Below are 21890 nucleotides of genomic sequence, written 5' to 3'. Positions count from 1 at the left end.
TGGCAACGTTACAGGACATACCATGGCTACTTCCGCGTCCCATTCCAACCTGCAAGACCAGCGGCGCTGGCAATTCTGGATCGACCGGGGCGGCACCTTCACCGATATCGTTGCCCGTCGACCGGACGGCGTACTGGTGACCCACAAGCTGCTTTCGGAAAACCCCGGCCAGTATGACGACGCGGCGCTGGCCGGCATCCGCGCGTTACTCGGCTTGAACCCGGGCGACCCGATACCGGCCAACCAGGTGGAAGCCGTCAAGATGGGTACCACGGTCGCCACCAATGCTTTGCTTGAACGCAAGGGCGAACCGACGCTGCTGCTGACAACGAAAGGATTTCGCGACGCGCTGCGCATTGGCTACCAGGCGCGTCCGCGCATATTCGAGCGCCGTATTGTGCTGCCGGAACTGCTGTACAGCCGCGTCGAGGAAATCGACGAGCGCATCACCGCGCAAGGCGACGTGTTGCAGACCATGCAACACGAAGAATTACGGGCAAAACTTCAGGCGGCGCTTGATGCCGGGATCCGCGCGATTGCGATTGTCTTCATGCACGCCTACCGCTATCCGCAGCACGAGCAGGTGGCCGCCGACATGGCCCGCGCAATGGGATTTACCCAGATATCGGCGTCGCACCAGGTCAGTACGATGATGAAACTGGTCGGGCGCGGCGATACCACCGTCGTCGATGCCTATCTGTCGCCCTTGCTGCGGCGCTACGTCGACAGGATCGCGCAGGATCTCTCCGGCATCCCGCTGATGTTCATGCAGTCCAGCGGAGGGCTCACCGCAGCCGAGCAGTTCCAGGGCAAGGATTCGATCCTGTCAGGTCCCGCCGGTGGCATTGTCGGCATGGTCCGAGTCGCAGAAGCGGCTGGCGCCGGGCAACTCATCGGCTTCGACATGGGGGGGACGTCGACCGACGTCTCCCATTACAACGGCGAATTCGAACGTGCCTTCGACACCCAGGTCGCCGGTGTGCGCATGCGTGCGCCGATGATGAATATCCATACCGTGGCAGCAGGCGGCGGGTCGATTCTGCAATTCGATGGCGCCCGCATGCGGGTCGGGCCCGACTCGGCCGGTGCCAATCCGGGGCCTGCGGCGTACGGCAATGGCGGCCCACTCGCCGTGACCGACTGCAATGTCTTGCTTGGCAAGATCCAGCCGGCGTTCTTTCCGCAGATCTTTGGGCCGCAGGCCAACCAGCCGCTCGACACCTCGGCAGTGCAACAGCGATTCGATGCACTGGCAGCACAGATCGCAGAGGCGACCGGCCGTGACAGCACGCCGGAATCGGTGGCCGAAGGTTTCATCAGCATCGCGGTGTCCAACATGGCCAATGCGATCAAGAAGATTTCCGTGGAACGTGGTTACGACGTGACCAGATATACGCTGGTCAGTTTTGGCGGCGCTGGCGGCCAGCATGCTTGCCTGGTGGCCGATGCGCTCGGGATGAGCCGTGCGTTGATTCATCCGCTGGCCGGCGTACTGTCGGCCTACGGCATGGGGCTGGCCGACATTACCGCCATGCGCGAAACCAGCGTCGAGCTGCCGCTGCAGCAGGACAGCCTGCCGCAATGTGAAACGGTGCTGCGCACCATGGCCGATAGCGCGGCGCAGCAGGTGGCCGCGCAGGGAATTGTGCAGGAACGCATCCGTCTCGTGCGCCGTGCCCATCTTCGTTACGAGGGCACGGATGCCGCACTGGTGGTTGATTACGGCGAGGCTGCTGCGATGCAGACAAGCTTCGAGGCCAGCTACCGGCAGCGCTACAGCTTCCTGATGCCGGACAAGCGGCTGATCATCGAGGCGCTGTCGGTCGAGGCAATCGGGCAAAGCGGCGAGCAGCCGCGGGGGCCGGACGCCGTGCCGGGCGCCATGCCGGGTGCCTTCAGCTCCGCACCGGCAGCCGTGACAACCGTGCGCATGTATTCGGGCGGCAGATATCATGACACACCGGTGTACCGGCGAGACGGCCTTGGCGCGGGCATGCAGGTTCTCGGGCCGGCTATCGTGTCCGATGCAAATGCGACGACCGTGGTCGAACCCGAATGGCAGATGGAAACGCTGGCAGGTGGCGACATCCTGCTGACACGTGCGGTACCGCGCGCGCAGCGCTTTGCGATCGGCACCGTGGTCGATCCGGTGATGCTCGAAATCTTCAACAACCTGTTCATGTCGATAGCCGAGCAGATGGGCGCGACCCTGGCCAACACCGCGTTCTCGGTGAACATCAAGGAGCGGCTCGATTTCTCGTGCGCGCTGTTCGACGCGGACGGCAACCTGATTGCCAATGCGCCGCACATGCCGGTACATCTAGGCTCGATGGGCGAGAGCATCAAGACCGTGATCCGGAAGAACGCAGGGACGATACGGCCCGGGGATACCTATGTGCTGAACGACCCCTACAACGGCGGCACCCACCTGCCGGACGTGACGGTCGTCACTCCGGTCTTCGACGAAACGGAGCAGGATCTGCTGTTCTTCGTTGCTTCGCGCGGCCACCATGCCGACATTGGCGGCATCACGCCCGGCTCGATGCCGCCGAACAGCCAGTCGGTCGAAGAAGAGGGCGTGCTGCTCGACAACTTCAAGCTGGTCGAGAACGGGCGCCTGCGCGAGCGCGAACTACGCGAATTGCTTGGCGCAGGGCGATATCCTGCCCGCAATCCGGAGCAGAATGTGGCCGACCTGCGCGCGCAGATTGCTGCCAATGAAAAAGGCGTCGCTGAACTGCGGCGCATGGTGCGCGAGTTCGGTCTCGACGTGGTCCAGGCCTACATGCAGCATGTGCAGGACAACGCGGAAGAAGCGGTGCGCCGCGTCATCGGGGTGCTGCAGGACGGCGAGTTCGCCTACGAGATGGACAACGGTGCGGTGATCCGGGTCGCCGTCAAGGTCCAGCGCCAGGCACGTAGCGCCGTCATCGACTTCAGCGGCACATCGGACCAGTTGCCCAACAACTTCAACGCGCCGTCTGCAGTCTGCATGGCGGCCGTGCTGTATGTGTTCCGCACGCTGGTCGATGATGAGATACCCATGAACGCGGGATGCCTCAAGCCGCTGCAAGTCATCATTCCGCAGGGCTCGATGCTCAACCCGCACTTTCCGGCAGCGACGGTCGCCGGCAATGTCGAGACATCGCAATGCATTACCGATGCGCTGTACGGTGCGCTCGGCGTGATGGCGGGTGCGCAGGGGACCATGAACAACTTCACGTTCGGCAATGCCCGCTATCAATATTACGAGACTATCTCCGGCGGGTCCGGCGCCGGTCTGCTGCGCAAGACCGAGCAGGACGGGTTGCTTTGCTTTGATGGCACCGACGTGGTCCAGACTCACATGACGAACTCGCGTCTTACCGATCCGGAAGTGCTGGAATGGCGCTTTCCGGTTCTGCTGGAAAGCTTCGAGATACGGCCTGGAACCGGGGGGCGCGGCAAAGGCACCGGCGGCAATGGCGCGATCCGCCGCATGCGCTTCCTGGAACCCATGACCGCGTCGATCCTGTCGAACCGCCGTCGCATTCCGCCGTTCGGGCTCGCGGGAGGCGAACCGGGCGCGCCGGGATGCAATTACGTGGTCCGGCAGGACGGCACGCGGGTCGATCTCGGCGCAACCGATTCGATCGAGATGCAGGCCGGCGACGTGTTTGTCGTTGAGACGCCGGGCGGAGGGGGATTCGGCCTGGACGAGCAGCAATAACCATCGCCCGTGCAATGCCGGTACGCCGGCAGGCCGGCGTTGATTCCTCCAACTGCCCGCCAGGCGCCATGCCGCGAGCGGCGGCTCGCGGATGCGCCCGGTGCCGTAGCCGGACACCCGGGCACGCATGTACACAGCCAACGCAGCATCTACTTGAAGTGACAGTCAATTGTTGAATAGCAGCGGAATACTTCTTCACATCGCTGGTCTGTGGACGCTCTCCACGCTGGACGCATCGGCAAAGTGGCTGGTACTGGCGGGTGTGCCGGTGCTGATGGTGACATGGGTACGCTACCTGATGCACACCGCATTGATGACTGCGGTCGTGCTGCCATCCCAGGGGCCAGCTCTCTTCAAGACCCGCTCCCTGTCACGCCAGCTTACCCGCGGCGTGCTGATGGTACTGTCGACCATCCTGTTCTTTTCGGTGCTCAGGCGCCTGCCGCTTGCCGAGGCGACGTCCCTCAATTTCATGGCGCCGCTGTTCCTGATGGCCATGGCGCCGTGGCTGCTCAACGAGCCGCACCGGCTCCATCGCTGGCTCGGCGTGCTGACGGGTTTTGCCGGAGTATTGATCGTGGTACGTCCCGGATCGCCGCTCGACCCCATTGGTGTGGCACTGGGTCTGCTGACTGCGCTGACGTTTGCGTTCTTTCAGATTGCCACGCGGCGCGTCGCCGACGATCCTCCGCTCACGACCAATTACTACGGCGGCCTGTTCGGCTCCGTGGCGCTGACCCTGGCGCTGCCATGGTTCTGGGAGGTTCCACAGTTATCGGCAGGACAATGGCTGTTGTTGATGTCCACCGGCGTTACAGGTTTTGTTGGACACCTGTTGCAGATCATGGCCTACAGCAGAACGCAGGCGACGCTGCTTGCTCCATTCAGCTACCTGCAGATCGTGGCGGCGGCAACACTGGGGTGGCTGGCATTCGACCAGCTGCCCGACCTCACCACGGCCATTGGCATTGCGCTGATATGCCTGGCAGGCTTCGCCGTGGTGCTGTGGGAAACACGCATGACGATCGCCCGGACGATGAAGCAGAAATGATCCGTAGTACCTGTACGATATGTCTTGGCAGCCCAAGGCCGATCGGAATTCCCTGTCCGGGCGGATCCTCCACTTCAGCACCCATGGATGCGCCTGGGCACCGAGGATGACTCTCCAAACCCTGCAGACCGCGGGTCTTGCCGCGTTCCGACGTCTTGCCAGGCACCCGTGGGCGAATAATGCCGCGCACTTGCAGATGATCCTGCGTATCAGCCGGCGCGCGGCAGGGCGGCATGCAGTCCCGCGATCTCGCGCTTGAGGATCTGCTGTACCAGGCGCTGCCGTTCCGGATCCATGCGCTGGGAAACACTACTGACACTGATGGCGCCCAGCACCCGGCCGCGACCATCAACAAGTGCGCGCCCCACGCCAGTCACCCCGGGAATGGCATAGTCTGAAATCACCGAGTAGCCGCGCTCGCGGGTGGCGCGGATCAGCGTGCGCAGTGCCTGGACGGTCAGGCCGCCATAGGACGAGAGTCGATCGGCGTTTGCCAGCAGCACGGTCTCGATCTCGTCATCCGGCAGCGCACTCAGCAGCGCCAGGCCACCTCCGCCCACACCCAGGGGTTGCCGATGCCCCGTTTCGACGGAAAACACCTTGATCGGATAAGAGCCGGTCTTGCGGTCGACGCAGAAGGAGTCGCTGCCGCTGCGTACCACGAGAAACGCGCTATCGCCGGTCTCTTGCGCAATCCTTTCTAGATACGGCTCACTGATGTCGCGCACCGTGAAATGATGGGATGCGGCAAGACCCAGTTCATAGGAGAACTGGCCCAGGTGATACCTCTTGTCGGGCGACTGCATCAACAGACCGCTGGCAACCAGTTGCTGGAGCAGGCGGTGTACGGTGGGCTTTTGCAGTTGGCTCAACTCAACCAGGTCGGCCAGGCGCGCCCCATTCCGGTTGCGGCCGGAGACAAGTTTCAGAAGCGCGAGCGCGCGTTCGACGCTTTGTGCGCCGGTAGTCGGTGATCCTGAGGTTTTCATAGTAGGTATCATAATGTGGACTTTGATTGTATCCGAGTCCAAAAAGCGATGCTATATTCGCTTACATGCTGACGGAATAAAAGCAATGTTTAGTCCTTAATAGTGCATTGAACGGCAGCAGACGGTGCGGCAAGGTCCGTAATGTGGAACATGGATGCCGCATGCATGCATTAAACCAACAAACGAGGAGACATCATGCAATTCAAGACCCTGATGCGGGCGCTAGTCGGCGCACTGTCCTTTTCCGTTCTTGCGGGCTCCGCCCTGGCCGCACCTGGCAACTATCCGGACCGGCCGGTACGGATGGTCGTCGGCTATTCCGCAGGAGGCGCCACCGACGTCATCGCGCGCCTGGTGGCGCAACGGCTCAGTACCCAGATGGGACAGCAGTTCATTGTCGAGAACAAAGCCGGCGCCAACGGCAACATCGCGGCAGAACTGGTCGCGCGCGCCACGCCGGACGGCACGACGCTGTATGTCGCCGCGATCAACAATACGATCAATGCCAGTCTCTACAACAATTTGCCGTTCAACTTCGAGCGCGATTTTGCGCCGATTTCATTGATTGCAACCGTTCCCAATATCCTGGTGGTTCATCCGTCGGTACCGGTCAAGACAGTCAAGGAGTTCATCGATCTTGCCAAGAAGAAGCCGGGCGAGATCAATTTCGCCTCCTCCGGCAGCGGCTCCTCGATCCACATGTCTGGCGAACTGTTCAAGATGATGACCGGGGTCGAGATGCAGCACATTCCCTACAAGGGCAGCGCGCCGGCGGTTACCGATCTGCTCGGCGGCAGGGTGCAGGCGATGTTTGACAATGCGCCTTCTGCGCTGCCCAATATTCAGAACGGCAAGCTGCGAGCGCTGGCTATCACCGGTCCGAAACGCAGTGAGACGTTGCCTGATCTGCCCACCATGGTGGAGGCGGGTCTGCCGGGGTACGAGGTCACCTCATGGTTTGCACTGGTCGCTCCCGCCAATACACCGCCCGAGATCATTTCCCGTCTCAATGAGGAAGTGAACAAGGCGCTCAAAGTGCCGGAGCTGCGCGCAAGCCTCGCAAAACTGGGGGCCGATCCGTCCGGTACCACCCCTGAACAACTGCGTAAGTTCGTGTCCTCGGAAACGGCTCGCTGGGCCAAGGTCGTCAAGACTTCCGGGGCGAAGGTGGATTGAGCATGTATCCGATCGACTTCTTTTACCGCAGCGCGCGTTTGCGCCCCCAGGCAATCGCCATCATCAGCAGTAGCGAGCAGGTGCATTACGGCGCGCTGATGGAGCGCGTGAATGCACTGGCCGCCGCGTTTCAGACGCTGGACCCGGCCGCGCAGAGCCGGGTGGGCATTTGCGCGTCCAACAGCGTAGAGCATATCGTTGCGCTGCTCGCGGTGCTCGCGTCAGGCAAGATCTGGGTACCACTCAACCCACGCAACTCGACGGCCGAACTTAATCGCACGCTCGACGTGACCACCCCTTCAATTGTCGTGATCGACGACAAGTACCGGGACGGGCTGCGACTGGAATCCATTTCCCATGTCGTGGCCACCAAGGGCGATGGCGATGATTCGCTGGCCGGGTTGACTGCCCGGCACGCGGGCCGTATCCCAGCGCCAAACGCTGCCGGCATGGAAGCGGTGCAGGCAATCAAGTTCACCGGCGGCTCGACCGGCATGCCGAAAGGAGTGATGCAGCCGTACCGCGCCTGGAAGGCGACACTGGTCAACCAGATCCATGCGTATCGTTTCAACGAGCACGACCGCTACCTGCTGGCCTCACCCATCACGCACGGGGCATCGACCTATATTCTGCCGATACTGGCTCAGGGCGGATGTCACGTGATACCGGAGGACACGAGCCCGCAGGCGGTTCTGCGGTCGCTGCGCGAGGACGGTATCACTACCTCGTTCATGCCGCCAACCCTGATCTACATGGTGATGGCCGCCGGAGAAGGCGCCGGCAGGATGTCGTTTCCCAGTCTGCGCCACCTGGTGTATGGCGGCGCGCCGATGCCGCCAGAAAAGATCCGCGCGGCACAGCGTTTTTTCGGGCCGGTGCTGGCAACGACTTACGGTCAGACCGAAGCGCCGCAGATCGTCACGTTCATCAGTGCCGAGGAGCTTGCGCGGGACGAGAATGTCGGCTCGGTCGGGCGCATGGCGCTGGTAGCCGACATGGCGATCATGGATCCGGAAGGACGGTTGCTGCCCAACGATGAAGTCGGCGAGATCGTCGTGCGCGGCGACCTGGTCATGGCGGGTTACTGGAATCTCCCCGACAAGACGAGCGAGACAATCGTCGATGGCTGGTTGCATACGGGCGACCGGGGCTTTCTCGACGCGCGCGGGTATCTGTACCTGCGCGACCGGTTGCGCGAAGTCATCATCACCGGCGGCTTCAACGTCTACCCGATCGACGTCGAAGATGTGCTTGCTCGTCATCCGGCCGTGCACGAGGCGGCCGTCTTCGGGGTCGACGACGACAAATGGGGCGAGGCCGTTCACGCGGCGGTCCAGCTCAAGCCTGGGTGCCAGGTCGGCGCAGACGAGCTGATCGCATTCGCCAAGCAGGAACTCGGTTCGGTCAAGGCCCCCAAGCAGATCCATTTCTATGAGAGCCTGCCACGCAGTCCGGTCGGCAAGGTGCAGAAGGATGCGGTCAAGTGCGCCGTGCGTACGCAGGCTGCCAGCCACTAAAAAGCGAGGAAGACATGCAACAAGACAAGCCGATCACTGAGTTGTGTACCCATAACCTGACGGATCTCTATTACCGCGACGCCAATCTGGTCGAGGAACTGCTCGGGAAAAAGACGTTCACTGAAGTCATGTTTCAGCAGATTACCGGCCGTGCACCTTCGCTGTCAGACCTGCGCATCGTCGATGCGGTAATGATCACGTTGATGGAGCACGGCTTTACGCCCAGTGCAATTGCTGCGCGTCTCGTGTACATGAGCGCGCCCGAGAATCTTCAGGGAGCGGTCGCCTCCGGCCTGCTGGCCGTGGGCAGCAGCTTCGTCGGTACGATGGAGAACTGCGCAAAGCTGCTCCACGAGATCATGAATGATCCCGAAGGGCCCGAAACGGCTGCCCGGCGAATTGCGGCTGATTACCGTGCGCGCCGCGCTTCGATGCCGGGATTCGGTCACCACCTCCACAAGCCGGACGACCCGCGTGCACTCAAGTTGCTTGAGATCGCCGACGATCTGCCGGAGATCAAGGGCGAGCATGTGGCCGCATTGCGCATTCTGGCGCGTGGGGTCGACGCGGCAGCGGGCCGGCACATCACCATCAACGCCACCGGCGCCATCGCGGCGCTACTGGGCGAAATTGGCATTCCTTGGCAAGTCATGCGTGGCTTCGCTGTGATCTCGCGGGCAGCAGGCCTGGTTGCCCACATCGCCGAAGAGCAAATACATCCGAGCGGGCGTTACATCTGGGATTTGATTGACCACGATATTCCCTATGTCGGCAAAGGCGAGGGACACAACAAGCTGAGCACGGACGGGGAGAACTGACATGACGGCTCCACGCAAAGGATGGGCGCTGGTGACCGGCGCCGGTGCCGGCATCGGACGTGCCATCGCCACCCGTCTTGCAGAAGACGGCTTCGGTGTGCTGACGGTGGACAGGCAAGCCCCGCAGCGTCTGACAGACGGCGAAATCTTCGTGCGGGCCGATCTGGCCGACCGTGCAGACACTGCGCGGGCGCTGGAAGAACTGGTCGGCGGGCGGAGCGTGGCTGTCCTTGTCAACAATGTCGGCACGGTGCGGCCTGCAGCCATCGAGGACACCACGTACGCGGACCTCGAGGCGGTGGTCGCTCTCAATCTAGGCTGCACGCTGCAATGCACGCAGGCGGTGCTGCCCGGGATGAAGCAGGAGGGGCACGGGCGGATCGTCAACATATCCAGCCGCGCGGCGCTCGGCAAGGAACTCCGCACTGCGTACGCCGCGACCAAGGCAGGGCTGCATGGCATGACGCGCACCTGGGCACTGGAACTTGCGCCGTACGGGATCACCGTCAACGCTGTTGGCCCCGGCCCGATCGGGACCGAATTGTTTCATGCAGTCAACCCGGCCGATAGTCCGCGCACCGAGGCAATCATCAAGGGCGTGCCGGTCGCCCGGCTCGGAACGCCCGACGATATTGCGCATGCGGTGGCTTTTTTCAGCGATGCGCGTGCAGGTTTCGTCACGGGGCAGGTACTGTATGTGTGCGGCGGAATGACCGTCGGATTGGGGCCGCAATGAAGCTGGCAAATCGTGTGGTACTCGTGACGGGGGCCGGCTCGGTCGCTCCGGGATGGGGGATCGGCAAGGCGTGCTCGGTAACTTATGCACGCGCCGGAGCACGCGTCGTGGCCGTCGACATCTCGGCCGAGGCAGCCCGGGAAACCGCCACCATTATCCAGGCCGAGGGAGGGCAGTGCATGCCTCTGCAAGCCGATGTCGCGGATCCGGCAGCCGTCTGTGCAATCGTGGACGAGGTGCGGCAACACTGGGGAAGCATCAACGTACTGCATCACAACGTGGGAATCGGCAAGGTCGGCGGCCCGACCGATATCACGTTCGAGGACTGGCAGCAGGTACAGTCGGTGAACGTCGACAGCCTGTTCCACCTTAGCCGCGCGGTGCTGCCCGACATGCGTCGCCAGCAACACGGCGTGATCCTGGCCACCTCGTCCGTCGCTGGAATCCGATACGTCGGCTATCCTCATCTTGCGTACAGCGTGACGAAGGCAGCGACGATCCACTTCATCAAGATGCTGGCGCTCGAACATGCGGGGCAGGGAATACGCTGCAACAGCATTCTCGCCGGCCTGATCGATACGCCGCGCATTGCTCAAACCGTGGCCAGGCAGTTTGCCGACGATCTGGATGCGGCCCGTGCCGCCCGTGCGCGCCAGGTACCGATGCAGAAGATGGGCACCGCGTGGGACATCGCCAACGCGGCGCTGTTTCTGTCCAGCGACGAGGCCGGTTATATTACCGGCACTGAACTGGTCATTGATGGCGGACTGACGGCAAAGTACGCTTAGGGCTCGAATGCAATCATGCAGCTTGATCGCTGTCTGGCCCAGGTTAACCGTGGTTTGTTAATCGTTCTGTCGGGGTTGTTCGCTGCAATAATCAGGCAGCCGTCGCTTGCCGAGGTGACGCGCCTCAATTTCAAGGCGCCATAGGAACTTAAGCAAATGCGCCGCCCCTTACGTAGTCGTTTCCGGCTGAAGCACAACAGGAAGAAGCTTGAAAACTCCTTAGCCTTCTTCCCGCGTATGCAACGATAATTACTTGTTAAAAGCGGCTTGCAGATCAGCCTGGCTCGTGACACCGTTTTGCAACAGTAGCATGAGTAAAATACGTGCTTTGGCCGGTTTCAAATCATCCGCCATCACCGCGCCCGCGTCAGACGTCGTCTTGCCTCCACCAACGAATCCGTAATTTGGCAAGACCCGACCATTGTGCACGCGGGTTGATACAACAACCGGGACATTTTTAGACAAAGCGTACTTGACGGCTTCAAACATAGGCGCATTCATGTTTCCCATGCCCAAGGCTTGGACTACGATACCTTTGGCACCGCGATCAACAGCACTACGCAGAGCCATGCCATCGGCACCACCGTACATCGGCACGATTTCTACTTGTGGCATCGTGTCAGTCTTAATGGGAATATGCTGGCGACGCAGCGGCGCGTTGGCATAAATCACGCGGTCCGGATATACCTCGCCGATGAAGCCGAAGTCGCCTGAGTTGAATGTTTCTACGTTTCCGGTATGGGTTTTCGTTACGTAGCGCGCGGCATTGATCTGGTTGTTCATCGCCAGCATCACACCTTTGTCTTTGGATTGTGCATCGACAGCTATACGGGCCGCATTGAGCAAGTTGCGCGGACCGTCGAAGTCAGATGACGAAGCATTGCGTTGGGCGCCGATTAGTATGACCGGTTTGCTCGACTTGATGGTTAGATCCAGCCAGTATGCCGTTTCTTCCAACGTGTCGGTACCATGGGAGACGATCACCCCGGACACTTCCGGGCGATCCAGTGCTGCCTGCGTTGCTTTGCTCAATTGGATCCAACGCGGCGGGTCCATGTAATCGGACGGCACATTGGATAGATTGTTGACTTCAATCGTGGCGTATTTGCCGATATCCGGTACCGTGGCCAACAAATCATCGCCTGATATTGCTGGCACGGGTGCGTTTTTTACCGGATCGATTTTCATGGCGATGGTGCCTCCGGTAGCGAGGAACTGAACCACCGGCTTGCCTTGGGCGAATGCTGCAGAAGCTGCCATTAACGCCATACTGATTACCGTTTTCGTGAACTTCACTATGTCTCCCAAATTCTTGGATGTAAACCAGGCTGCAGCCATTTGACCGCACCAAAAAAGTGCGTTAGTTATCTTATCACGTAGTTAATTGCAGTGGCCCGCCAAGAATCGTGTAGCCACCCGCCGGGTGAGTCTTCATGCAAGTGATCGGCCCTGGTTTCTGTAGCCATGACCAGAATTAAACGCCAGCTCTATTTTCAGATGCCGGCTTGCGCTGTGGTCTGGTGACTTGAGCTTTCAAACGACGTTCTGGCCGATATCGCAGTGACAGGCCTTCTCCCCGATAGATCCGATACATTAGAGAAATTCAGGGTACACGCATACGGTAAGTTCCTCTTCAAATTCTTCGGATGCACAACATGCTTTTGATAAGCATGTTCTCGGTAGTGTTGTCCGTGAATCATTGGAGTTGATCACGGGAATATTCTAGGATTGAGGCGAAGAAAAGATGCGCATGCCGCCGGGCGACGGCCAACGCAAGTTGAAAAACCGCGCTGGCACAAGTGATGGCGAGACACCTCATTCTTCAAACAGGACTTGATATCCGCTTACCGATATATACCGTGGTCACAACAGCCGCGCAAAATCCGAGCGTTAGGAGGTCCAGCGTCTCGCCGAGCAACGGGACCGCGAACAGCATTGCAAAAAATGGCTGAAGCAGCTGCACCTGACTTATCTTGATGGCTCCGCCGACGGCGAGAGCCCGGTACCAGGCAAACAGGGCTAGCCACATGGAGAACGTGCCGACGTAAGCAAAGCCGATCCAGGCTGAGGCACTGACGGCCTTGTCGGGCCAGGTCATCATGGCGCCGGGGATAGAAATCGGTAAGGAGACCACCGTCACCCAGCAGATGACCCGTTCAGCTCCTAATGCCGGCGTGAGTTGTGCGCCCTGAACATACCCGACCGATGCCGCAAGGACCGCGGCAACAAGCAGCAAGTCGGCCCATTCCAGATGAAACGTGGCATCGGCCTGCACCGTTCGAGTGAACGAGTACATCACAACAAGGGCGGTGCCCATCGTGGCACAGCACCAGAAACCCGCTCCGGCGCGTTGACGAAACGTGATGGTGGCGGCGACTGCGGTCACCATCGGTAGAAGTGCCGTGATGACTGCCGCATGGCTCGCCGATACGCTGCGCAATGCAATGGCCAGCAGTAACGGATATCCGATGACATTGCCTGATGCCGCAATAATGAGGGGTTTCCAATGCCTTCGGTCCGGTAGCGGCGAACGCGTGATGGCGAGCAGAAGAATGGAAAGCCCTGCCGCGACTACGGCCCGCCCGAAGGTAACAAACCAGGGGGACAACTCCGGAATCTGAACCGATCCTGTGGCCATTCGGGTCATCGGCAGTGTCAGGCCGAACAGCATCATTGCAAACAGCCCCAGCCACATTCCTTTGGCATAGGAGCTCAATTCGTCAACTCGCAAGAGAAGCGGCTTAAGCATCGACATCCCTGGAACCCGGCAAGCGTTTCATCATGTCAGGTCTGCGTTTCTTCCGCAGACTGCATCCGCCGGCAGGCGGCGTCGCAGCGGCTCGCATCCATCCTTGCGCAAGCGCCTGCCAGAGACGCCCCATATCAATGCGTAGAAGAAACGATCATCGGGATTTGCGTGGCCGGCGGCGTGTTGCGGCTCCGCCCGCAGCGAACGATGCCATCGATCATGACCATGCCAACCCCAGGAATATCGCCAAGCTGGACACTGTCGAGCAGATCGCGTCCAGCCGAATGCTGTGCCTTATCCATGAAGACAAAGTCTGCCGCGCGACCGACTTCAATCAAGCCGCAGTTGAGATTGCGGATACGTGCCGTGTTGCCGGTGGCGAAGCAGAACACAAGCTCCGCCGGTATCCTGGCAAGACTGGACAGCAGGGCCACCATGCGCAGCATGCCGAGCGGCTGGACGCCCGAGCCCGCTGGACCATCCGTGCCGAGAATCACGCGATGCGGGCACTTCAGTTGTATTGCCATCTGCGCCGCCGCGATCGCGACGCGCTCATTGCCGTTGTGAACGATTTCGATGGCGCGACTTGACCGCTCGCACAATTCGCAGACATGGGCTTCGGGCAGCGATGTGTGCCCCCCGTTGATATGTCCTATGACGTCCGCATCCGCTTCCAGGACCACATCCTTGTCGATCAGACCGGATCCCGGGATGGAGGGACCACCGGTATGGATCGTACTCTGGATGCCATACTTGCGCGCCCATGCCACCATCATTTGCGCTTCCTCGCCGGCCTTTACCGAACCGAGGCCGACTTCGCCGAGCAGGCTGACGCCGGCTTCGGCAAGCTCCTTGAAATCCTGCTCCGTCATGCCTTTTTCAATAACGGGCGCGCCGGCGAGCACCTTGACGCCGCCCGGGCGGAAGTTGTCGAATGCGCGCTGAGCGGTAATGGCAAGCGCCTTGAGCCCGACAATGTCCTTCGGGCGGCCTGGCAGATGCACTTCCCCGGCTGAAATCATCGTGGTCACGCCGCCGTTCATCGTTGAATCGATCCAGCCCAACTGGTTCTGACGCGGTGTCCAGTCGCCGAAGACGGGATGCACATGGCTGTCGATCAAGCCTGGCGCCACGCAGGTATGTTGTGCGTCGATGAAAGTATCTGCATGACTCGTATCGCAATCAGCAAATGACCCTACTGCTGAGATCAGGCCGTTCTCGACGACGATGGTGTCAGCCTGAAGGATCGGGTGATCGATATCTCCCGTCAATAGGAGGCCGATATTTTTGATGACCACCTTGCCGGAGTTCTGGACACCTGCTGCATCTGCCATTGCTTTTCTCCTTGATTGAACATTGCCTTGACTGTCGTCCGTTTGTCCCGTACCAAAAAATATTGGCTACTCAGATCATTCACCTTCTAGGATGACTTGCGCCTTCTACGTCTTCACCTGTGAATCATGTGTTTTGCCGCATGCATGGATATTCCGGAGTGGCGTATTCAGGGCGATGCAGCAGGCACGCTCTCCGGTTTCAGCAAGACCTGGCGTATGACCGCAGAGGTGATGAATTTCTCCCAATGATCAAGTGACTCTTTCGCACCCAGGTCCTCGCCGAGAAAAGACGACAGCGTGTACCGGTTGGATAGATAGAAGTAGGCGAGTGCGGCGCTCATTAGATAGATATCCCGCGCCCGCAGCTCCGGACGGAAAATCTTCATTGCGACGCCTTGTTCGAGAACGGTCTGCATCAGGGAAATAGCAGGGGACGAGTACTCCCGCGCCCGCATGGACTTGGAGATGTGTTTGCCCCGGTGGAGGTTCTCGCTATTGAGCAGGGTAATGAATTCCGGATTTTGCTGATAATAGTTCCACATGAAGCGTACCAGCGTCGTCAGATCATCGACGGGATTTTCCATGTTGAGCACGACTTTCGATTCCGCGTCATTGAAACGACGATAGGTGTCTTCGATGACGGCAATGAAAAGCTGTTCCTTGTTGCCGAAATAGTAATAGATCATCCGGTCGTGAGACTTCGCCGCTTTTGAGATCTGATCAATGCGGCCACCGGCGAAACCGTGCTTGGCGAAGATCTTCGTGGCTGCGCGCAAGATGCTATCCTGCGTTCCCTGTGCCGCGAGCTCGCGCACCCGGGGTTTTTTAGCAGCTGCCGTCCCGGTAGCGCCACGTTGAGAAGAAGTTGTTGCCATTATTGATCGTGAGGGTTGTTTATGTTTAGGCGACCCGGCGAAATGCCCTCCAGCCTATTGTTCGGCAAATGCCCGTTCAATCACAAAGTGGCCAGGCGTGGAGGTATTTCCTTCCATGAATTGGCGATCTTCAAGTATCGATTTCAGATCGCGCAGCATCGCGGGGCTTCCGCATATCATGACACGATCCTCGGCAGGATTCAGTTGCGGCACGTTCAGATCAGCAAACAGCTTGCCGCTTGAAATTAGATCCGTGATGCGTCCCATGTTCCTGTACTGCTCGCGCGTTACGGTCGGATAGTAGCGCAGCTTGCTCGTGACCAGATCGCCCAGAAATTCATGGTTCGGCAGATGCTCTACCAAAAGGTCGTAGTAGGCGAGCTCATCGACGGTCCTGACACCGTGGACCAGGATGATCTGCTCGTACTTTTCGTAAGCCTCGGGATCGCGGATGATGCTCATGAAAGGCGCGAGCCCGGTTCCGGTCGATAGCAGGTACAGGCGCTTGCCCGGCAGCAGGTAATCGATTACTAGCGTTCCGGTGGGCTTGCGGCCGACGACAATCTTGTCGCCTACCTTGATGTGCTGCAGTCTTGATGTCAGGGGGCCGTCAGGAACTTTGATGCTCAGAAACTCGAGATGGTCCTCGTAATTGGCGCTCACGATACTGTAGGCTCGCAGCAGGGGTTTGCCATCCACGCGCAAACCAATCATCGTGAAGTGGCCATTGCTGAACCGTAGCGAGGCGTCTCGCGTCGTGGTAAAGGTAAACAGGCTGTCCGTCCAGTGATGAACACTTAGTACTTCCTCTTCCTGAAGAGCACTCATACGTTCTCCATTCTCAAAATCGAGTGACATGTGAACTGCATTCCCGAGGTGCGTGTTCCTGAACACCGTTGTGTGGCGCACCATCGCTATCGAGACGCAGTCGTCTCCATTGAAGCCTAGCGCTCGAGGTAGGCAAGCTTGCCTGCTCTTTCCTTCCATTGCTCTGCCTCGGGGAGGGCATCCTTACTGCTGGAAATGACGGGCCAGATCTTTGCAAGCTCTACGTTCAGATCGATAAAACAGGCGTGTTCCGCCATCACATCCTCTTCGGCGCAAATCGCATTGACAGGGCACTCGGCGACACAGACTGCGCAATCGATGCATTCATCCGGGTCGATCACCAGAAAATTCGGTCCTTCCTTGAAACAATCCACCGGGCAAACCTCGACGCAGTCTGTGTACTTGCACTGTATACATGCATCGGTCACTACGTGAGTCATCTCGTTCTCCTGGCAAGGAATGCCCTGAAACAGGGCGAGGCACCAAGTGGGCGCGCCGATCGCGACGGCGGCAATGTAGAGTTCACGACATTTAAATGTAGTGTACACTAAACGAAAATGTAGTGTACACTACATTTCATCAGTTCGGATGCGACGTAAGATCAACACGACGGGATGCTGATGTCATGACTGAGCACACAAAAACGGATGGTCTTCCTGAATTCGAGCCGCAAGTGTTCGAGCGCGCCAAGCCGCGCAGCGATCGCATGGCCGGCAACAAGATAGAGTGCAATGCATGTCCCGTTCTATGTCAGATAACGGAAGGGCGTTCCGGGGCGTGTGACAGGTACGCCAATGTCGACGGCACGCTGGTGCGTGTCGATCCCGTCATACTCCTGCGGAGAACAATAGATTCTGATGCGGCAGTCGTTCCTTTTGCGGGGCGCCCAAGCGTATCGATCGACGAGGAGGCATCGTCCGCGGCGCCAGCCGCATGGAATGGTGACCTGCTTCACGCTAACGAAACGTTTGTAACCGGCGTTGGTTCATCCACGACCTATCCAGACTATAAGCCTGCACCGTTCATCGTGTCTTCCAGGGCCGAGGGCGTCGATATGGTCACCGTAGTTACCGAGGGCATTTTCAGCTACTGTAGTTTCAAGGTCAAGATCGATACGGATCGCTATCTTGGGCCGGAACAGGCCAACGTCCGCTACAAGGGCGAAGTGATCGGCCATGTGACCACTGCGGAATACGGCTCGCAGATGCTGTCGCTCGGAGGCGTTCACCATCTCACCGGAGGCAGCAAGAAAGAGGGCCGCGTCACTGCCGAGATCATGCAGCTGCTTGGTAACAAGCAGGCGGCGGAAGTCACCATCGATGGCGGCGCCCAGCTCGTGATCCAGGCCGGGCGAGCGCCCATCGTCAATGGCGTCGAAGAGCAGCGGATGCGGGTGGGCTGCGGTTCCGCCACCATCGGGATCTTTGCCAAGCAACTGTTCGGGAAAGTCGACGAGGTGATCGTGGTCGACGACCACATCACTGGCGTTCTGACCGAGCATCAGGCGGGACGGTGTCTCGACATGCGGCCGGCGGGCATCAAGATCCGCGGCCGCAAGTCGACGCCGGGTCGGTATTTTCAGGTTGCCAATCCCGGCACCGGATGGGGCGGCACCGATATTGTCGACCCCGCGAGCATCATTGAGGGATGGGATTCCAGTGTGGCCTGGCCGGGACTGCGGCTACTGATGACTTCGACTACCGGCGAACATTCCGTATGGTTCGTTCTCGACGAGAACCTGCAGATGGTGGAGCAGACCATGCCGGACGAAGTCAGGCGAGTGGTTGAGCGTATCGGCGAGAACTGTGAGCCGTCGCTTACCACAGTGCTGTTTCTCGGCGGAGCAGGAGGGAGCCTGCGTGCAGGCGTGACCGAGAACCCGATTTTGCTGACACAATCCATCAAGAAGTCGCTTGTCAACGTTACCTGCGGTGGTGCGCCTGCTTATGTGTGGCCGGGCGGCGGGATTACCGTGATGACCGATGTCATGCGCATGCCGGACAACAGCTTCGGCACGGTTCCAACGCCGGCAATTGTTGCGCCGATCGAGTTTACGATGCGGCTTGACGAGTACCAGGCCTTAGGTGGACATATGGAGTATGTGCGCCCGCTCTCGGCGGTTCTTGAAACCGGCGCCTGGCATAACGAAGGGGCGCCGGCGAGCCGGAAATGGATTAAGCCGATATCCGGCAACAACTGGCCGGCCGCAGTCGGGCCGATGCTGGGTTAGGCGGAGCTCTGGCACCATGACATCCCAGCGCGCCTGCTTACCGGATGGTCGTCTGCACTTCTCACATGGACCGATCGATCTTGTGATTCATGCCGACGGGCCGGCCAACGCAGTCGGATCCGCACATGAGCTTGCGTGGCAGCGCTTCAACTCTGTCCTGGCCGAACTCGTGGACGAACTTGAGATGATCCGGCGTCCGCTGGATGCGATCAGCACATGTCCCGTTCAGGGAGTTATCGCGCGCCGGATGTGGTCGGCCTGCTATCCTTTCCGTGACAGCTATATCACACCGATGGCCGCGGTAGCCGGTTCGGTCGCGCAGGAGATTATCGGCTTTTATCATCGGCCGGGCATCGTGCGCGCCGCAGTAAACAATGGCGGCGACATTGCGCTCCATTTAAGTGCGGGCGCCTCGTATCGAATCGGGGTATGCACCGAAATCTACGCAGCTACAGATGCGGCACAACGCGGCAGCCTTCGCCCCGATGGGCAGCTGCACATCGGGGCGGATACCCCGGTGCGCGGCGTGGCCACCAGCGGATGGCGCGGCCGCAGCTTTTCCCTCGGCATTGCGGACAGCTGTACCGTGCTTGCGGACACGGCCGCACAAGCTGATGCCGCGGCAACCGTCATCGCCAATGCCGTCAATGTGAATGATCTGCGTATCAAGCGTCTTCCGGCATGCATGGTCAAGGACGATAGCGATCTCGGCGATCTGCTGGTGACCGTCGACGTTCCTGCGCTAGAATCAGAGCTTGTCTTGCACGCACTGCATTTGGGACTCGAGCAGGCACATCGTTTGCAAAGAGAAGGATTGATCAGAGATGCCGTGCTGGCTTGCCAGGGGCAGGTGATGCATCTGGGAGCGGAGATGGTACCGGATTCGCCATTCCTGCCGGTACGTAATGCCGCGATGGCGGGGGCGGCCCGCTCCACTGGCGGATGAAACATCGCTGATGTACTCTGGAGACCTCTTCGTGATAACGCAAAATAGAATTACGCTGGCAAGTGGAGACATACACCAAGACATGCCCGTCTAGTACGGGTTCCGATGCGAAGATGCGGCCGGTGGAACTCCGGCATGACTTAACGAGATAGCCTGCATTGATCTTCATCCACGTTTACCCGTCCATACGGAAGGAGTTGAAATGGCTGCAAAGATTCGGAAACTGGTTGTTCAAGTCGAAGAGACCCGCATGGAAATGGGCCGGCGGGTTGATCCGCCAGTGCGAAAAGCCCTGGGCATGGCGGTCGTGGAAAATCCGTACGCAGGCAGTTACGCCGAATCCCTCGATGAACTGATATCCATCGGCGAGGAGCTCGGCGGCTTGCTGGGAGAGCGCTGCGTCGCAGCGCTCGGCATCACGCCGGAGCAGGCGCAAAGTTACGGCAAGGCTGCCATCGTTGGAGAGGCCGGAGAGCTGGAACACGCCGCAGCCATCCTGCATCCGAAACTTGGGGCTCCCTTGCGGCAGGCTGTGAGCCGCGGTGCGGCCTTGGTCCCGTCGAGCAAGAAGATGGGTGGGATCGGAACAGCCGTGGATGTGCCACTCGGTCATAAAGACGCCGCATTCGTCCGCAGCCATTTCGATGCGATGGAAGCACGCGTCGCCGATGCCCCGCGCGCAAATGAAATCGTCGTCGCTGTTGTTGTCACGGACAGCGGGCGGCCATTGCCCCGCGTGGGAGGGCTTCAGTCTCACGAAATCAAAGGTGAGGACGGCTTGCGCTAGTCCATGCACCGCATTCCGTTAAGACATTGCGATACCAATTCCGAAAATAGGAGAGATGCATGAACACAATAAACAGGTGGACGATAGCCGGCGCTGTCTTCTTGACAGCCAGCAGTGCTCTTACGGTGCAGGCGCAAAACGTGATCAAGATTGGGGAAGTCAATAGCTACAAGGCGCAGCCCGCCTTTCTTGAACCTTACCGCAAGGGACTCGAACTGGCGGTCGATCAGATCAATGCCGCAGGCGGGGTCAATGGCAAGAAGCTGGAGCTGGTGATCCGGGATGACAATGGCAATCCTGGCGACGCTGTGCGGGCCGCGGAAGAACTGGTGTCGCGCGAACGGGTGGATGTACTGACGGGCACCTTCCTGTCGCATGTCGGCCTCGCGCTCACGGATTTTGCAAAGCAGCGCAAGGTCTTCTTTCTGGCAGCCGAACCGTTGACGGACAAGATCGTCTGGCAGAACGGCAATCGCTACACTTTCCGGCTGCGGCCATCGACGTACATGCAGGTTGCGATGCTCGTTCCCGAGGCTGCAGCAATGAAGAAGAAGCGATGGGCAGTGGTTTACCCAAATTATGAGTATGGCCAGTCGGCTGTTGCCACATTCAAGCAGCTGCTCAAGAAGGAACAGCCGGATGTCGAATTCGTGGCAGAGCAGGCGCCGCCGCTGGGCAAGGTCGACGCCGGCAGCGTGGTTCAGGCGCTGGCCGACGCCAAGCCGGATGCAATCTTCAACGTACTGTTCGGCGCCGACCTGTCGAAGTTCGTGCGGGAAGGAAATACGCGCGGCCTGTTCCAGTCGCGCGAGGTGGTGAGCCTGTTGACCGGCGAGCCGGAATACATGGACCCCTTGAAGGATGAGGCGCCTAACGGATGGGTAGTCACCGGATATCCGTGGTACGGCATCAATACGCCGGAACACAATGCCTTCCGCACCGCATATGAGGCGAAGTTCAAGGACTATCCGCGCCTGGGATCGATTGTCGGCTACAGCGCAATCATCTCCCTTGCGGAAGGAATGAAGAAAGCCAAATCCACCGAGACCGAGAAAATGATCGCCGCGTTCAAGGGCCTGAAGCTTACGACCCCAATGGGGCCGATCGAGTACCGCGCCGAGGACCACCAGTCAACCATGGGCGGATACGTAGGCCGCACCAAGAATGACAATGGTAAAGGCGTGATGGTGAACTACCGTTACATGGACGGCGCGAAGTTCCTGCCGTCGGCCGCCGAAGTCGCGAAGCTGCGCCCCGCTGAATAAGAGCAGGACGAGCCGGCTTGAATGAACGCAAGAGCATCTGCCGTTCACTCAAGCCGGCCGATTCCTGTCGCCGGCCCGCAGGCGTCAATCGC

18 protein-coding genes are annotated in these 21890 nt (G+C 59.7%); 11 read left to right on the top strand and 7 right to left on the bottom strand.

What is annotated here, in order from left to right:
* The first annotated feature begins 22 nt into the window (after nt 1–22).
* Together FH061_RS04280 and FH061_RS04275 are read left to right on the top strand one after the other, a co-directional pair.
* Nucleotides 23–3709 (top strand): hydantoinase B/oxoprolinase family protein, encoded by a 3687-nt coding sequence (locus FH061_RS04280; RefSeq protein ID WP_151633328.1) that lies wholly within the window; start codon nt 23–25, stop codon nt 3707–3709.
* Between the two features lie 169 nt (nt 3710–3878).
* Nucleotides 3879–4760: a DMT family transporter gene (locus FH061_RS04275; protein WP_151633326.1), complete on the top strand. Its 882-nt coding sequence runs from the start codon at nt 3879–3881 to the stop codon at nt 4758–4760.
* Nucleotides 4761–4969: 209 nt separating this feature from the next.
* Here FH061_RS04275 and FH061_RS04270 read toward each other — a convergent pair whose 3' ends face one another.
* On the bottom strand, nt 4970–5749 hold the full coding sequence (locus tag FH061_RS04270; protein ID WP_192804903.1) for an IclR family transcriptional regulator: 780 nt from the start codon (nt 5747–5749) through the stop codon (nt 4970–4972).
* A gap of 195 nt (nt 5750–5944) precedes the next feature.
* Here FH061_RS04270 and FH061_RS04265 point away from each other — a divergent pair, with 195 nt between their 5' ends.
* The 5 genes from FH061_RS04265 to FH061_RS04245 are packed head-to-tail and all read left to right on the top strand — an operon-like array spanning nt 5945 to nt 10784.
* On the top strand, nt 5945–6925 hold the full coding sequence (locus tag FH061_RS04265) for a tripartite tricarboxylate transporter substrate binding protein (RefSeq protein ID WP_151633322.1): 981 nt from the start codon (nt 5945–5947) through the stop codon (nt 6923–6925).
* 2 nt (nt 6926–6927) lie between these two features.
* Complete coding sequence (locus tag FH061_RS04260; RefSeq protein WP_151633320.1) at nt 6928–8442, top strand: class I adenylate-forming enzyme family protein; 1515 nt, start codon at nt 6928–6930, stop codon at nt 8440–8442.
* A 14-nt stretch (nt 8443–8456) separates the two neighbouring features.
* The gene (locus tag FH061_RS04255) at nt 8457–9260 is read left to right on the top strand and encodes a citryl-CoA lyase (protein WP_151633317.1); all 804 of its coding nucleotides are present in this window, start codon (nt 8457–8459) and stop codon (nt 9258–9260) included.
* 1 nt (nt 9261) lies between these two features.
* Nucleotides 9262–9996, top strand: coding sequence for an SDR family oxidoreductase (locus FH061_RS04250; protein WP_151633316.1), 735 nt, complete (start codon nt 9262–9264; stop codon nt 9994–9996).
* Nucleotides 9993–10784 (top strand): SDR family NAD(P)-dependent oxidoreductase, encoded by a 792-nt coding sequence (locus FH061_RS04245; protein WP_151633314.1) that lies wholly within the window; start codon nt 9993–9995, stop codon nt 10782–10784. Before FH061_RS04250 ends, FH061_RS04245 begins: the two co-directional genes overlap by 4 nt.
* Nucleotides 10785–11033: 249 nt before the next feature.
* On the opposite strand, the gene FH061_RS04240 is transcribed toward FH061_RS04245, so the two are convergent.
* From FH061_RS04240 to fdxA, 6 genes are all read right to left on the bottom strand, one after another.
* A complete protein-coding gene (locus FH061_RS04240; RefSeq protein WP_192804934.1) occupies nt 11034–12044 on the bottom strand; it encodes an asparaginase in 1011 nt (336 codons plus the stop codon).
* 562 nt (nt 12045–12606) lie between these two features.
* On the bottom strand, nt 12607–13539 hold the full coding sequence (locus FH061_RS04235; RefSeq protein ID WP_225984478.1) for a DMT family transporter: 933 nt from the start codon (nt 13537–13539) through the stop codon (nt 12607–12609).
* Between the two features lie 128 nt (nt 13540–13667).
* Nucleotides 13668–14867, bottom strand: a complete 1200-nt coding sequence (locus tag FH061_RS04230) for an amidohydrolase family protein (protein ID WP_151633312.1) — start codon at nt 14865–14867, stop codon at nt 13668–13670.
* Between the two features lie 167 nt (nt 14868–15034).
* Nucleotides 15035–15742 (bottom strand): TetR/AcrR family transcriptional regulator, encoded by a 708-nt coding sequence (locus tag FH061_RS04225; RefSeq protein WP_318840952.1) that lies wholly within the window; start codon nt 15740–15742, stop codon nt 15035–15037.
* A gap of 54 nt (nt 15743–15796) precedes the next feature.
* Nucleotides 15797–16570 carry a ferredoxin--NADP reductase gene (locus FH061_RS04220; protein ID WP_151633928.1) on the bottom strand — a complete coding sequence of 258 codons (774 nt, stop codon included), beginning with the start codon at nt 16568–16570 and terminating at the stop codon, nt 15797–15799.
* A 116-nt stretch (nt 16571–16686) separates the two neighbouring features.
* Complete coding sequence (gene fdxA / locus FH061_RS04215; protein ID WP_151633308.1) at nt 16687–17010, bottom strand: ferredoxin FdxA; 324 nt, start codon at nt 17008–17010, stop codon at nt 16687–16689.
* Between the two features lie 185 nt (nt 17011–17195).
* On the opposite strand from fdxA, the gene FH061_RS04210 reads away from it, so the two are divergent.
* The 4 genes from FH061_RS04210 to FH061_RS04195 all read left to right on the top strand — a co-directional run bounded on the left by FH061_RS04210 (nt 17196) and on the right by FH061_RS04195 (nt 21798).
* Nucleotides 17196–18800: a 6-hydroxynicotinate reductase gene (locus FH061_RS04210; protein ID WP_151633306.1), complete on the top strand. Its 1605-nt coding sequence runs from the start codon at nt 17196–17198 to the stop codon at nt 18798–18800.
* A 16-nt stretch (nt 18801–18816) separates the two neighbouring features.
* Nucleotides 18817–19746 (top strand): UPF0280 family protein, encoded by a 930-nt coding sequence (locus FH061_RS04205; protein WP_151633304.1) that lies wholly within the window; start codon nt 18817–18819, stop codon nt 19744–19746.
* Between the two features lie 202 nt (nt 19747–19948).
* Nucleotides 19949–20533, top strand: a complete 585-nt coding sequence (locus tag FH061_RS04200; RefSeq protein ID WP_151633302.1) for an amino acid synthesis family protein — start codon at nt 19949–19951, stop codon at nt 20531–20533.
* A 59-nt stretch (nt 20534–20592) separates the two neighbouring features.
* Nucleotides 20593–21798 carry an ABC transporter substrate-binding protein gene (locus FH061_RS04195; protein ID WP_151633300.1) on the top strand — a complete coding sequence of 402 codons (1206 nt, stop codon included), beginning with the start codon at nt 20593–20595 and terminating at the stop codon, nt 21796–21798.
* The last annotated feature ends 92 nt before the right edge of the window (nt 21799–21890 follow it).

It is taken from the genome of Noviherbaspirillum aerium, assembly GCF_008929045.1.
GTDB classification, from domain to species: Bacteria; Pseudomonadota; Gammaproteobacteria; order Burkholderiales; family Burkholderiaceae_D; genus Noviherbaspirillum; species Noviherbaspirillum aerium.
Note: the sequence above shows the minus strand (reverse complement) of the source record. Positions and strands in the feature narration are given on the sequence as shown.